9 protein-coding genes and 1 pseudogene are annotated in these 13262 nt (G+C 45.2%); 6 read left to right on the top strand and 4 right to left on the bottom strand.

What is annotated here, in order from left to right; all coding sequences use genetic code 11:
- Positions 1-136 precede the first annotated feature (136 nt).
- Entirely contained in the window at positions 137-2578 is a 2442-nt protein-coding gene (locus tag ACXACS_RS02420) for a TIM-barrel domain-containing protein (RefSeq protein WP_474803630.1), read from the bottom strand.
- A gap of 283 nt (positions 2579-2861) precedes the next feature.
- Between ACXACS_RS02420 and ACXACS_RS02415 the strand changes: the two genes are divergently transcribed.
- Entirely contained in the window at positions 2862-3353 is a 492-nt protein-coding gene (locus ACXACS_RS02415) for a hypothetical protein (protein ID WP_474803627.1), read from the top strand.
- A gap of 137 nt (positions 3354-3490) precedes the next feature.
- Here the strand turns inward: ACXACS_RS02415 and ACXACS_RS02410 are convergent, their stop codons facing one another.
- The 3 genes from ACXACS_RS02410 to hslR all read right to left on the bottom strand — a co-directional run bounded on the left by ACXACS_RS02410 (position 3491) and on the right by hslR (position 6826).
- Positions 3491-5053, bottom strand: a complete 1563-nt coding sequence (locus tag ACXACS_RS02410) for a phosphoenolpyruvate carboxykinase (protein WP_474803624.1) — start codon at positions 5051-5053, stop codon at positions 3491-3493.
- A 445-nt stretch (positions 5054-5498) separates the two neighbouring features.
- Positions 5499-6398: an Hsp33 family molecular chaperone HslO gene (hslO, locus tag ACXACS_RS02405; protein WP_474803621.1), complete on the bottom strand. Its 900-nt coding sequence runs from the start codon at positions 6396-6398 to the stop codon at positions 5499-5501.
- Positions 6399-6421: 23 nt separating this feature from the next.
- On the bottom strand, positions 6422-6826 hold the full coding sequence (gene hslR / locus ACXACS_RS02400) for a ribosome-associated heat shock protein Hsp15 (protein ID WP_179984995.1): 405 nt from the start codon (positions 6824-6826) through the stop codon (positions 6422-6424).
- Positions 6827-6954: 128 nt separating this feature from the next.
- Between hslR and gspC the strand changes: the two genes are divergently transcribed.
- The 5 genes and pseudogenes from gspC to gspG all read left to right on the top strand — a co-directional run bounded on the left by gspC (position 6955) and on the right by gspG (position 13261).
- Positions 6955-7875, top strand: a complete 921-nt coding sequence (gene gspC, locus ACXACS_RS02395) for a type II secretion system protein GspC (protein ID WP_474803616.1) — start codon at positions 6955-6957, stop codon at positions 7873-7875.
- Positions 7876-7991: 116 nt separating this feature from the next.
- Complete coding sequence (gene gspD / locus ACXACS_RS02390) at positions 7992-10037, top strand: type II secretion system secretin GspD (RefSeq protein WP_474803613.1); 2046 nt, start codon at positions 7992-7994, stop codon at positions 10035-10037.
- Between the two features lies 1 nt (position 10038).
- Positions 10039-11597: pseudogene (gspE, locus tag ACXACS_RS02385) on the top strand (type II secretion system ATPase GspE).
- On the top strand, positions 11598-12824 hold the full coding sequence (gene gspF / locus ACXACS_RS02380) for a type II secretion system inner membrane protein GspF (RefSeq protein ID WP_474803610.1): 1227 nt from the start codon (positions 11598-11600) through the stop codon (positions 12822-12824).
- Entirely contained in the window at positions 12824-13261 is a 438-nt protein-coding gene (gene gspG, locus ACXACS_RS02375) for a type II secretion system major pseudopilin GspG (protein ID WP_012520130.1), read from the top strand. The genes gspF and gspG overlap by 1 nt, the downstream gene beginning before the upstream one ends.
- Position 13262 lies beyond the last annotated feature (1 nt).

Genomic DNA, 13262 nt, shown 5'->3' with positions numbered 1-13262 from the left:
TATCAGTTGGGAAACAGCGGATGTAGTTGTAAGGGCACAATCTAGGTAGCGCCCTTAACTTAGAAAGTGTGCCCTTGGGAAAACTGCCTAGTAAGACAGATCAGGGCCCTTTCTTATCTCATGAGCACAACTTACATTATCGCATGATCACAACTTCAACAGACTGCTGATAGTCGCAGTTAAATGCAAGCGAAAGCGTTTTCCCTTTTTCATCCCATGCAACTGGCACGCTATGGCCATCAATCAAAACACGCGAAGGTTTTTGACTAAAGCCGTGCACCACGTAGGTGATGTTGCGCTTCTTCGGCATACCGATATAGCTGCCGTCACTGCCAACAGAAAGGGTTAACTCAGCGTTATCATCAACTGACGAGCGTAGCTGTAAACTAGTGTACAAACCTTTTTCAACAGACGCTGGATTCTTACCGTCATCTTCGTAATAGGTGTAAGAAGATGAAGCTACAGAGCTATCGTGCCAGTAATGTATCTCTAGCTGGCGAGCATTAAACTGCTCGGTACGATCAAGCCCTTTTGACATGGGCATAAAGGCGCCTGCTTTAACCCATACAGGGAAGTTTTCTTGGGTTAACGGGTAATCTACCGTTTGCCCGCCTTGGTATTTGGTGTTTGAGAAAAAGTCGAACCAAACGCCTTCAGGAAGAACTGTCGTCCATTGGTTCTGATCAGGGCTAGTCACGGGTGAAACCAACAGCGCGTCGCCCCATAGATAGCTGTCAGCGTTCTCAAACCAATCGCTTTCACCGTACTCCATGGCCAAGGGGCGCATTAGCGGGGTGCCGTTCAGTGCATTTTCAAATGCCAATGAATAATTGTACGGCAGCATATCGTAACGAAGCTGAATGAACTTGCGCGCAATAGACTTCACCGGGTCGGCATGAAAAACAGGCTCTGGGGCAATATTATCCTGCGCATGAGGTCTAAACACAGGCGAAAAAGTTCCGAACTGAAGCCATCTTGTATAAAGCTCGGCATCAAAGGTTTCGCCTCCAGCAAACCCTCCTAAATCAGAATGGGTATACGCCATACCAAAAACACTCATTTGAAGTGCTAATTCTACCTGTGGCTTAAGCCCGCCCCAGCTTCGGCTTACGTCGCCCGTCCACGGCACCATTCCATAACGTTGGCTGCCCAAAAAGCCTGAACGCATCAGCACAAAGGGGCGCGAATCAGGCTGAAGCTCTGTTAAGTTGTTATATACGGTTTTCGCCCACTGGTGGCCATAACCATTATGAACTTCTGCGCCGCTTACCGTTTTATTACTTAAATCTGCGTTACTCCAAATGTGCTGTATATCATCAGGGTGCACTTCTGGCTCGCCCAAGTCGCCCCACCAGCCGGCTACACCTTGCGCAGCAAGCTTTTCATAATACTGCCAAAACCAATCTTGACCCGCTTCACTGAACACATCAACAAGGCCGGTATTGCCAAAATAAAAATCGAAGGTATACGGCGCACCGTTATCGTTTTGTGCAAGAGCATTATTGGCAACGGCGCTTTCCCATTGCTTTGATGTGGTAAGAATAAAAGGCTCTGTTATAAGCACGGTTTTTACATCTTGAGCGCGTAGCTCGCTGATCATTTTTTCAGGTTCTGGGAACGTGGTTGTGTCCCAGCTTAAGTTACCCATGTGCCCTTTTATGTCTTTACCAAACCAGTAAAGGTCTAGTACCACGGCATCAACCGGTATGTTTTGTTGATTAAATTGATCGACAACATCCATGACCTGCTGCTGCGACTTATAGCCAAAGCGAGAAGCAAAGTTACCTAATAGCCAACGCGGTGGAAGCGGCTGTTTTCCCGTTACTGCTACAGTAGACGTTACCGTATCTTCTAGGTTTTCACCCAACACCATAATGTAGCTGGCGCGCCCACCTTGCGCCTTAAATAGCAACTCGTCGCTGTTCGTTTTGCCAATATCTAGCTCGCCAGAAGCGGTGTTATCGAACAATACGCTGTAATTTTTCGACGACATCACCGCCGACAAGCCAAAGTACATTTGATTTGAAGAGGTGGTGTAACCATAGTGCGCTTTGTTGTATAGCGGCATGCTATGACCACGACGGTCCATACCTAGTACGCGCTGGCCGCCACCATAGAGTTTTTCGTTTTCATCTAGCGCAAACGACAGGCTGACGCCGTTACTGGAAATACTTAGTCCGCCTTGTTCTTTCGCGACAATTTTGCCGTTTACGGAATAACTGATAGCGTGCGTCGCCTTATCAACATGCGCTGCAATATTATTGAGTTTTAAGATTAGGGTTGTCGCAGTTTCAACTAGCTCTACATCATTAACGGTGTTTTTTGTTGCATCAGTCAACGCGGGCTCGGGAAGCGCCATAGACGGTAGATTTGCGTAAGGCGTGCCATTATCATCAGTAAGATACGTTACTTGAAAGCTACTATCGTGCAACGCGCTTATCGTGAAGTCATTGGTATCCGTATCAATATTTAGCGTTGCTTTTTCGAGCGTCGCTGTTTGAACTTCGGCTACCGTATTTACCGAGAAAAATGCCAAACTAGCACATGCAAGTGCTATACGCTGTTTCCTGTCTATCATGCTCAAAACCTTTTTTATGCTTCCTAGCGAAGCGCACTTAATTAAAAGCCTACTTGTGTACTGTGAATGATAGCTAGTGCATTGCTCGACTTAAATAAACATACGTATTCATAATGTTAAATTTGTTAACAAAAATTGCTTTATTAATGATTATCTCTTTGGCTCACTTACTGATATAAAAAGATGTATAAACAGAGAGTCTATTAATCATGGGAGAATACTTCGTTATGCTTTGTGCGCCGATGCCAACCTTTCCTAATAAAGTTAATCTAAAGCGAAATGAATGATGCGATGGATGTTATTTGGTGTCATTACATCTTTATTTGGGTTTTATTGCTTTGTCAGATTATTTCAGCCTAGCGCATTTATTCATGTTGGAGATAATAACGTCGCTTTAGCGACAGTATTTATTGACTCCAGTTGGGACATCCAACAATCGGGATTTGATCGCGAAGAGTTATTTGAGGTTGTCAGTAAACATAATCTCCCTCGAGGCGTTGTGTATTTACATATCCCAGTTATTTATGATGCTCAAAACAAATTAACTCCACCACCAAACAACAGACAAAGAGAGATTCGTATTTTTGATACTTCGCTACTTATCGAAAATGCTCCTTTAGATCCGTTCGGCGTGCCTTACACCCTAAGACTTATCTCTATTGATAAACAGAAATACTGGATAAGAGATAGTCATATGGACAGCGCACTTTTTCAGTACAAGGCCGACATCAACTTTACTCCAGTATCCACAAATTGGTTTAGCTCAATGCTCTAATATTAAAGGTGCCATTAAAGCAGCTAGTTCTCGAAAGCCTAATAATACCAATCCGCATAAAAAAGCCCGCAACACGGTGCGGGCAAAACATCAATCACGTTGAGTGTGATGAACGTTGGGAAGGGGCGAACCGAGTATTAGTTACCCGGCCCGGCTTTAACGATAGCGCCGCTAACGTCATATTTTTCAAAGTTCTGTTTAAAGTCGTTAACTAAGTTAGCGGCATATTCGTTGTACTTCTCTTTGTCTGCCCACGTGTTTTGTGGCACAAGCAAATTGCTGTCTACACCTTCTATTGCCACTGGCACATCTAGGTTTAACGCGTCAATGTGCTGGGTTTCAACATCAGCCAAATTGCCCGATACAATCGCATCGATGATGGCGCGCGTAGTAGGAATATCAAAACGGCTACCTGTGCCGTAAGGGCCGCCTGTCCAACCGGTATTAACTAAGTAAACCTTTGCACCAAACGCTTTAACACGCTTAATCAGAAGCTCAGCATACACGCCTGCCGGACGCGGAAAGAAAGGCGCACCAAAACAAGTTGAGAAGGTTGATTCAATATCGCTAGTAGAGCCAATTTCAGTAGAGCCTACTTTCGCTGTGTAACCGCTTAGGAAGTGATACGCCGCAGCCTCTTCAGTTAGTACAGAAACCGGAGGTAATACGCCGCTTACATCACAGGTCAAAAATACGACCGAGCGAGGTTCGCCGCCTCGGTTTTCAGCAACGCGCTTTTCAATGTGTGAAAGCGGATAGGCCGCACGTGAGTTTTGGGTTAGCGATGTATCCGTGTAATCTGGTGTACGCGTATCATCAAGCACTACGTTTTCTAAAATAGTACCAAACTTAATCGCATTCCAAATGACTGGCTCGTTCTTTTGAGAAAGATCGATACACTTAGCGTAACAACCGCCTTCGATATTAAATACGCTGCCTGGTGCCCAGCCGTGCTCGTCATCACCAATCAAGAAACGCTTAGGGTCAGCTGAGAGCGTAGTTTTACCAGTACCTGAAAGGCCAAAGAACAAGGTCACATCGCCTTCTTCACCCACATTCGCTGAACAGTGCATAGGTAGCACGTCTTTTGCTGGAAGCAGGAAGTTTTGCACTGAGAACATGGCTTTTTTCATTTCGCCCGCGTAACACATGCCCGCAAGCAATACGCGTTTTTTCGCGAAGTTGATGATAACTGTGCCGTCGCTGTTTGTGCCGTCACGCTCTGGCTCACAGGTGAAACCAGGTACGTTTAAGATTTGCCATGGCTGGTCACCTTTCACATTCCACTGTTCTGGAATAATAAATAGATTACGAGCAAACACGTGCTGCCAAGCAGTTTGCGTTCTTACCTCAAGAGATAAAGCATGTTCAGGGTCAGAGCCTACTTGAAGGTGTGAAAGAAAGTGTTCTTGGGTAGAAAGATAAGCTTCTACTCTATCCCACAGTGCATCGAATTTGTCGGCGTCAAAAGGCTTGTTAACCTTGCCCCAATCGATGTCGTTTTCGGTAGTTGGCTCTTTCACAATAAACCGGTCGTTTGGAGAACGACCGGTACGTTTGCCGGTTTCAACGACAAGCGCGCCGTTTTTGTCTAATACACCTTCTCCGCGCAATACGGCGCGTTCGATGAGCTCTGCATTTGGCAGGTCGATAAGTGGCGTTACTTTCAGTTCCGTTTGAATTGAGGCTGCTGCGGTCATGGCTGTTACCCTATATGTAATTTTTCAAAAGCACTTTCAAAAAAGTATCACCTCTTTGAGTGTAATGTAAACAAGGCCTTTAGAGCATTTATAAAACGCATACTCACTATTTAGAACATACTAATTTCATAAATATTGTAAATTAATTACAAAGAAAGCCTTTACCTTGGATATAAATGCAAAAATAGGGATTAGAAAACCTATATTGATCGATGAATTTCAAAATAAAAAATTAAATTTTTTTTGAAACAGCGAGTGAAAACTTTCACTGAAACCGGGAGAAAAAGGAAAATGTGACTGTGGAGAAAAGTTAAACACTTACTGCTGGGTATTTTTTGACCACAAGTGAAGTGTTGAGCGAATGAATTGAGATATACTGCGAGGTGTTCTGAAATAAAAAAGCACCTTCGAAAGAAGGTGCTTTAACACAGAAGTAAACAAGTAGTTACTGATTAGAAGAAGGAGCGTCGAAGTTGCCGCTGTGAATAGCTTCAACGTCTATACTGTCAAAGCGGTATTCTGCATGGCAGTACTGACAGTTCATTTTGATCGCGCCTTCTTCCGCAATAATTGCGTGAAGTTCAGACTTCTCTACATGACGAAGTGCTTCTGCACTGCGCTCTTTTGAGCAAGAACACGCAAACGATACGTCTTTTGCTGGGTACATTTCCACATCTTCTTGGTGATAAAGACGGTATAAAATGTCCTCAACAGGCAAAGAGAACATCTCTTCTTTGGTCAATGTTTCGGTAATTTTTGAGATGTGAGCAAATTCATTGGCCTGCGACACGTCAGTTGCGCTTGCATCGGTAGGTAGTACTTGCAACAACACGCCCGACGCTTTCGCATTTTTAGGGTCGCTCATGTCTGTCATCAGATGAACGCTGGTTGCAAGCTGCTCTGACTGAGCAAAGTAGCCCTCAATACATTCAGCAAGAGACGGTTTATCTAAAGCTACAACACCCTGATAACGTTCACCTTCATCTGGTGTAATCGTAATAACCAATACGGCCTGCGACAACAGCTCAGAAAACGTTTCTGGTAATGTTTCTAATGTCTCGTCCCAGCGCGCCACACCGCGAAGCGTTTGTTCGTGAGTGGCATTTAATACCGCGTAACTTACCGGCCCTTTGCTTTGAATTTGCAGTGAAATTTCACCTTTAAATTTAAGCGTTGCCGTTAAAAGTGAAGTCGCCGCTGCCATTTCACTTAGCAAGGTTTGAATTTGCACTGGGTATTCATAGCTGTGCACTATGTTTTTTAAACTTTCATCCAGGCGAACTAATTCGCCTCGAACGTTAGCTTGGGTGAATAGGAAGCGGTGTAATTTATCGAAATCGCTCATAAATGATCCTGTTGAGCAGCACACTATTGCTGCTTAAATTTAATAATCTGTCGTCGCTGCTTTTTATCAGGTCTATGATCTGGTTTAGGACTGTGAAACGCGCTCATTTTTCGTGCGGCTTGGTTTTCTTCACGTTTTGTTACACTTTCAGCCGTTTCTTCGAAAAGCGCCTGCGCTAAAGGTGCACTTAAACGCTTATCACTTAAGCCTAGCACCTTTATTTCACGAATATCCCATCCTGCGGGAACTTTAATCATGGCACCAAGCTCTACATGCTTACCAGGTTTGGCTCGTTGCCCGTTGTACTGGACCTTTCCCGACTGCACCATATCTCTAGCGATGGCGCGAGTCTTAAAGAACCTTGCAGCCCATAGCCACTTGTCCAGCCTAACATTTTGTGGTGTATTGTTACTTTCCGATTGGCTCATGTAATAATTTCGTAATGGTGCGGCTTTAGTGTTTGACCCTCACCTTTACTAGGCTATTATGGGTTTGCTAAAGCGCGGTTAACCAAAAATTCACTATATTATAATAAAGCAGTACCATTAGTGGCAGCATGACATTCAATAAACCCAATCCACAATCTCTGGTTGTTTATCTAAGCCAGCATCAAAAACAGCTACATACCATAGTAGTGGTTCTGCTTAGCCTGTATTTAATTGCATTTGCTGCCAAACTTGTGTGGCGAATTATACCTGAACCTCAACTATCTGCGACACCCACAGTAAGCCGAGCTCCGGTTATTTCATCGTCATCAGGCAAAAGTGGGGTCAACATAGCGAAAATACAACAGCTGAATTTATTTGGTAATGCGGCAGCTAAACCTGCTGAACCCGTTGCCGAAGTAACCGACGCCCCTGAAACCCGTTTGAATCTAACTTTAACGGGTGTAGTAGCAAGTTCGGAACAAGAAGCTGGTACTGCGATTATTGAAAATCGTGGAAGCCAAGCGGTATATGGTTTAGGCGACAAAATCGAAGGCACCAATGCCACGTTGCAAAAGGTGTATAACGACCGCGTCATTATTAAAAACGGGGTAAGAAATGAAACCCTGATGCTAGACGGCATTGACTACGACGAAGCTAATCGTCGCCGTGAAATGCAGGCAAGAAATCGCCCTGAGCCAGAAGATGAATTAGAAGAAGATAGCGTCGAGCTTAGCGATGAAGCATTAGAGGCAACTGCGGCACTTCGTGAACGGCCTGCTAGCTTTACAGATTTTATTTCGATATCGCCGAAAACTGAGGAAGGCCAACTTATAGGTTATCAAGTTAGCCCTGGGAAAGAGCCTGAGTTATTCAAATCGGCCGGGCTTCAGGCTGGCGATGTCATTACCCAGATTAACGGGCTAGACCTTACCGACTTGCAACAATCGCAAGAGGCACTGTCTGAGCTACGCAATGCACAGAATATAGAATTAACGATTATTCGAGATGGCAGTTTAACCACGCTTTACTTAGATTTACCCGAGGCGTAACAACAACTAAAACGGTAACGTCTCGCTTTTTACTAGTAAGCGTTTGTGTACAGGTCAGCACAGTAACTGTGCAAGCAATTCAGCCATCGACATGTTAGGAAATGAAGGAAGTTAGAATGAAAAGGCGCACTAGCCATAAACTATTATCTCGCTTAGGCACAGCTATGTGTACGGCGCTTCTGTGTTTCTCGGTTACTGCCGCTGAATACATGCCTAATTTCAAAGATACTGACATCAATGAATTCATTAATATTGTTGGCAAAAATCTTGAGCGCACCATTATTGTCGACCCAAACGTACGCGGCAAAATTAGTGTACGCAGTTACGACATGCTTAATGAAGATCAGTACTATCAGTTTTTCCTAAATGTACTCCAAGTTTACGACTTTGCTGTAGTTGAAATGCCAAGCGGCATCTTAAAAGTTGTACGCTCTAAAGACGCGAAAACTTCTAATATTCCCGTAGTGGAAGGCGCGCAACAAGACGGCGATGAGTTTATTACCCGCGTAGTGCCTGTTTATAACGTACCAGTACGTGAACTGGCTCCTATTTTACGTCAGCTAAATGACCAAGCAGGTGGCGGTAACGTAGTAAGCCACGACCCATCAAATGTTATGATGCTGACAGGCCGCGCTGCGGTAGTGAATCGACTAGTTGAGATTATCGAGCGCGTAGACCGCGCGGGTGACGAAGAAGTAGAGATTGTTAAGCTTCGCTACGCCTCAGCCTCTGAGATGGTACGTATTATTGAAAGTATCAACAAATCACAAGGCAAAGCGAATACTGGCGCAAAGTCTGAGCCTCGTGTAGTCGCTGACGATAGAACGAACTCTGTGATCGTAAGTGGCGACGTTAAAGCACGTCAGCGTCTTATTAACCTTATTCAGCGCATGGACCAAGAACTTGAGTCCAATGGCAACACTCGCGTATTGTTCTTAAACTACGCAAAAGCAGAAGATTTAGTTAAGGTACTTCAAGGCGTATCGGCCAGTATTCAAGCAGAAGAGCAAGGCAGCGGTACTACGTCACGCCGAGCGAGTTCAAACCGCGAAATCAGCATTGACGCACATGAAGACTCTAACGCTATCGTAATCACCGCAGAGCCGGATATGATGCGCTCGCTTGAGGAAGTGGTGCGACAGCTAGATATTCGCCGTGCGCAGGTACAAGTTGAAGCTATTATCGTAGAAGTGTTTGAAGGCGATGGCACAACGCTAGGTGTACAATGGGTTTCAGAACAAGGTGGCGGCACGCAATTTAGCAACGGTGTAGTTCCTGTAGGTTCATTAGCCGTAGCCCTTAAGCAAGCAGAAGATGATACAGACACTGAAGCCTATGTTACCGACGACGGTGAAGTGGTAACTGTTACTACCACCGATGAAGGCGACTATACTTCACTAGCCAGCCTTTTAGGTGGTGCTAATGGACTGATTGCCGGTGTTATCGAAAATGGCTGGGGCGCTGTTGTCCAAGCGGTAAGCACTGACACCAATTCTAATATTCTTGCCACACCTCACCTTACCACTATGGACAATGAAGAAGCCTTTTTCATTGTAGGTCAGGAAGTACCGATTATTACCGGTACTACAACGGGCGCGAACAACTCTAACCCGTTCCAAACGGTCGACCGTCAAGAAGTAGGTATCAAACTTAAAGTGACACCGCAGATCAACGAAGGCGACGCTGTTCAGCTACTTATTGAACAAGAAGTGTCGAGCGTAAGCGGTGCAACCTCGGTAGATATTTCTATCAACAAACGTGAAATCAAAACCACAGTAATCGTTGATGATGGCGGTACTATCGTACTAGGTGGATTGATTGATGAAGACGTACAAGAAAGTGTGTCTAAAGTACCACTTTTAGGCGATATCCCTATTCTTGGTCACCTTTTCAAAACCACGTCGACCAGCAAGCGTAAGCGTAATCTAATGGTGTTTTTAAAGCCTACGATTGTGCGTGACGGCGCTACTATGAACTCAATCAGTCACCGTAAATACAACTATATTCGAGCGCTACAGCTTAAGCGTCAGCAAGAAGGCGTGTCTCTAATGCCAACGGCTGAAACGCCGAGCATGCCTGAGTGGAACGATGCGCTTGCCCTACCACCTTCATTTGAAGAGTACCTTTCAGAGAAAGAGAAGCAAAAAGAAGGTAACGAGTAGTATGGCGGATGAACAACTTACTCAAGCACTAGAGGCGCAAGAAGAAGCCCTAGAAGCCATGGGTGAAGAGCAGGTTTACCTGAAGAAGAGGCTGGCCCTAAGCAGTTATCGTTTAGTTTTGCAAAGCGCAATCAGGTGTTGCTTGAAACCAACGAAACGCCTGCAGTTCTGTATTTTACAGAAAATACGCCATTTGACGTGTTCGCCGAAGTTAGGCGCTTTTATGGGGAACCGTTTGTACCTAAAACTATCCCTGCTGACGAGTTTGAAAACCTATTAACGAGTGCATTTCAGCGCGATAGCTCTGCAGCTAAACAGCTTATGGAAGACCTTGGTAATGAAAGCGATTTGTTCGCACTAGCCGAAGACTTGCCAGACACTGAAGACTTGTTAGACAGTGAAGATGATGCGCCTATCATCAAGCTTATTAACGCTATGTTGGGCGAAGCGATAAAAGAAGGTGCGTCGGATATTCATATCGAAACCTTTGAGAATCAGCTTGTTGTTCGGTTTCGCGTAGACGGTGTATTGCGGGAAATTTTGCGTCCTAACCGCAAACTTTCATCCATGTTGGTTTCGCGTATTAAAGTTATGGCGAAATTAGACATTGCTGAGAAACGCGTACCTCAAGATGGTCGTATTACGCTTCGCATTGCCGGTCGCGCTGTGGATGTTCGTGTTTCTACCATGCCATCAAGTCACGGTGAGCGCGTGGTGCTGCGTCTTTTAGATAAAAACAATGCTCGTTTGAATCTAGAAGATTTGGGCATGACGCTTCAAAACCGAAACCATTTTTCGTCCCTTATCAGAAAGCCTCACGGCATTATTTTGGTTACAGGCCCAACAGGTTCTGGTAAAAGTACCACGCTGTACGCCGGGTTAACTGAAATAAACTCGCGAGACAGAAACATATTAACGGTTGAAGATCCTATCGAGTTTGATCTGCCAGGTATCGGACAAACACAGGTTAACCCTCGTGTGGATATGACCTTTGCCCGCGGGCTTCGCGCTATTTTGCGTCAAGATCCTGATGTAGTCATGGTGGGTGAGATCCGCGACATAGAAACCGCACAAATTGCCGTTCAAGCCAGTTTAACCGGTCACTTGGTACTGTCTACACTACATACCAATACTGCAGCAGGTGCCATTACTCGTCTAGAAGACATGGGTATTGAGCCATTTTTGCTGTCTTCGAGCTTATTGGCCGTATTGTCACAGCGACTGGTACGTACCCTGTGCTCAGATTGTAAAAAGCCCCATACGCCAGACGCTTCTGAGCTTGAAGTACTAGGGCAGAGCGCAACGAGCGACACCACTATCTATAAGCCGCACGGCTGCGCAGCGTGTAATCAAACTGGTTACCGTGGCCGTACCGGCATTCACGAGCTGTTATTAGTTGATGAAAAAGTGCGTGAAATGATGCACGAAGGTGTGGGCGAACAAGCTATTGAACGTTATATCAGAACCTCGACCCCAAGCATCCGTGAAGACGGCTGTAGCAAGGTGCTAGCTGGAGAAACTTCTCTTGAAGAAGTGCTTCGAGTAACGAGGGAAGATTAAATGGCGGCATTCGCTTATAAAGCGGTTAATGCCCGCGGTAAAAATACAAATGGGGTGCTTGAAGGCGATAACGCACGTCAGGTACGCCAACAGCTGCGTGAAAAAGGTTTAATTCCGTTAGAAGTAGAGCAAGTTGCAGAGCGGTCTCAAAGCGAAGGTAAAGGGCTTTCTTTTTCACTGTTTAAACCACGTATTTCAGCATCGGATTTAGCGCTTCTTACACGCCAAATGGCAACGCTTGTAGAATCAGCACTTCCAGTTGAAGAAGCACTACTCGCTGTCGCCGAACAGTGTGAAAAGCCCCGTCAGAAGAACATGATGATGGCGGTACGCAGTAAAGTCGTGGAAGGCCACGGTCTTGCTGATGCTTTGGGCCAATTTCCCAGCGTTTTTGATGAGCTATACCGCGCGATGGTCGCAGCTGGTGAAAAATCCGGTCACCTTGATACCGTGCTTAACCGATTGGCCGATTACACAGAGCGCAGGCAGCAAACCCGCAGCCAAATTACTCAAGCGATGATTTACCCATCGTTAATGCTGTTCTTTGCAATGGGTATCGTATTACTGCTGTTAACCGTAGTCGTGCCAAAAATTGTTGGCCAGTTTGACCATATGGGGCAAGACCTGCCGGGCATAACACAGTTTCTTATTTCCGTAAGTACATGGCTTCAGAACTACGGTTTATTTATGCTAATTGGCATAGGCGTACTTATTGTTATTATTCAGCGCGTGCTACAGCAAAAACACATGAAGCTGCGCTATCACAGAGCACTTTTAACCCTACCTTTAATAGGCAAAGTGTCTAGAGGCTTAAATACGGCCCGATTTGCTCGTACCTTAAGTATATTGAGTGCCAGCGCAGTGCCGCTACTCGAAGCTATGCGTATTTCAGGCGATGTACTGGAAAATCAGCATATTAAAAATCAAGTAGCCGATGCGGCAGTCAACGTCAAAGAAGGCTCAAGCTTGCGCGCCGCACTTGATAACACAAAAATGTTTCCGCCAATGATGATGCACATGATTGCATCAGGTGAAAAATCTGGCGAGCTACAGCAAATGCTAGCTCGCGCTGCAGATAATCAAGATAGGGAATTTGAAGCGCTTATTGGTGTCTCACTTAAGGTATTTGAACCCTTACTTATTGTATCTATGGCAGGTATTGTCCTGTTTATCGTTATGGCAATATTGCAACCAATTTTAGCATTGAACAACATGGTGAATATTTAATGAAAACACTTAATCGCAGTTCTGGTTTCAGTTTGATTGAAGTCATGGTCGTACTTCTAATCATCGGTATTATGGCCTCAATGGTTGCACCACAAATTTTGGGTAATCAAGAGGAAGCACAGCTTAAAAAGGCCGCGGTAGACATCCAGCAAATGGAAAGTGCGCTTGAGATGTACAAGTTGCGTAACAACCGCTTCCCAACCACTGAACAAGGTCTGGACGCACTAGTGACAGCGCCGACTATCGACCCAATCCCACGCAACTATCCAGAAGGCGGCTTTATTAAGCGTCTACCTGAAGACCCATGGGGCAACCCATATGCGCTAATTAGCCCGGGAGAGCTTGGCGTGGTGGATATCTTCTCTAATGGCCCAGACGGTGAGCCGGGTACTGATGATGACATCGGTAACTGGAACATCAACGAATACTTGAACTAAC

This window comes from Alteromonas sp. AWM4_230 (assembly GCF_056158305.1).
The sequence above is the reverse complement of the archived record's forward strand: the minus strand, read 5'-3'. Positions and strand labels throughout refer to the sequence as shown.

Bases quoted from the DNA above. Each gene is read 5' to 3' on its own strand.
- ACXACS_RS02420 (WP_474803630.1), bottom strand. From the start codon at position 2,578: ATGATAGACAGGAAACAGCGTATAGCACTTGCATGTGCTAGTTTGGCA.
- gspD (WP_474803613.1), top strand. From the start codon at position 7,992: ATGAAAAGGCGCACTAGCCATAAACTATTATCTCGCTTAGGCACAGCT.
- ACXACS_RS02410 (WP_474803624.1), bottom strand. From the start codon at position 5,053: ATGACCGCAGCAGCCTCAATTCAAACGGAACTGAAAGTAACGCCACTT.
- gspG (WP_012520130.1), top strand. From the start codon at position 12,824: ATGAAAACACTTAATCGCAGTTCTGGTTTCAGTTTGATTGAAGTCATG.
- hslR (WP_179984995.1), bottom strand. From the start codon at position 6,826: ATGAGCCAATCGGAAAGTAACAATACACCACAAAATGTTAGGCTGGAC.
- ACXACS_RS02415 (WP_474803627.1), top strand. From the start codon at position 2,862: ATGATGCGATGGATGTTATTTGGTGTCATTACATCTTTATTTGGGTTT.
- gspF (WP_474803610.1), top strand. From the start codon at position 11,598: ATGGCGGCATTCGCTTATAAAGCGGTTAATGCCCGCGGTAAAAATACA.
- gspC (WP_474803616.1), top strand. From the start codon at position 6,955: ATGACATTCAATAAACCCAATCCACAATCTCTGGTTGTTTATCTAAGC.
- hslO (WP_474803621.1), bottom strand. From the start codon at position 6,398: ATGAGCGATTTCGATAAATTACACCGCTTCCTATTCACCCAAGCTAAC.